Here is a 1071-nt window from a genome sequence, read left to right as displayed (position 1 = left end):
AAATCAAAGCCTAGAAACGATTGTGTTGGCTCAGCAAGCTAAAGCGGATCAAAGCGGTGTTGGCATCAGTCAATCAATCAAAAATGTGCTTACGTCGATGCTGGTGGCAGCATTACTGGTCGTGATTGCGGCGATTGCGATTTCAAAATACATGGGAAATACCATTGGGCGCAGAGTCCAGCGATTATCAGAACGAGCGAAGATTATAGCCTCTGGCGATGTTTCTCAACCGCCATTGAACGTTGTTGGCAAGGATGAGCTGGCTGACCTTACGAGCTCTATCAATCGCATGAACGAGTCACTGGCAGGCATTGTTGCAGGTGTAAATGGCAAAGCGAACCAAGTGGACACCAGCATGGGTGCGCTTCTCGAATCGGCACAAGTTACATCCAATAACGTTGAACAACAACAATCCAATATCTCAGAAATGGGGCGTCAACTCGAAGAGATTGCCTTTGCTGCGAGTAATACGTTGGATCAAGCTAATCAATCGGTGCAAAAGTTGTCAGATTCAAAAGATGAGATAGAACAAGGTCGTGACGCACTTGAGCAAAATAAAGCGACCATGGAAAGTTTACACAGCAGCATAGAAAGCGCCAGCACCCAAGTTACGCAGTTAAGCAAAGAGAGCGAAGCAATTGGCCGCGTGACGGAAGTGATTGAAGGGTTAGCAGAACAGACTAATTTGCTGGCACTCAATGCGGCAATTGAAGCGGCGAGAGCTGGTGAACAAGGGCGAGGTTTTGCTGTGGTTGCCGATGAAGTGCGCATGTTGGCGACAAGAACCACGCAATCGACGACAGAAATCAACGGTATAATTAACGCAATTCAGCGTTCAACTCACACGGTGGTTCAGGAAATTGAACACAGCCAGTCGTTGGCAGAGCAAGGTGCTGAGCACATCGATAATGCCGTAACGAGATTGGTTTCAACGACAGAGCAGATCGGTTCTCTAAACGAGCAAATGGCAGAATTGGCCGCTGCTGCCGAGCTGCAATCTCACGCAACGTAATCCATAAAGGGGTTAATGGCAGGCATTACGCAGTCGGTCGAAATGGTGGCGAGTAACAG

Annotated in this window: 1 pseudogene; it reads left to right on the top strand. The window is 48.2% G+C overall.

Features of this window, described 5'->3' with window-relative positions:
* A pseudogene (locus R7E78_RS24600) lies at positions 1-1009 on the top strand (methyl-accepting chemotaxis protein); the annotation flags it as partial.
* Positions 1010-1071 lie beyond the last annotated feature (62 nt).

The sequence above is a fragment of the Vibrio sp. YT-19(2023) genome (genome assembly GCF_033337395.1).
Note: the sequence above shows the minus strand (reverse complement) of the source record. Positions and strands in the feature narration are given on the sequence as shown.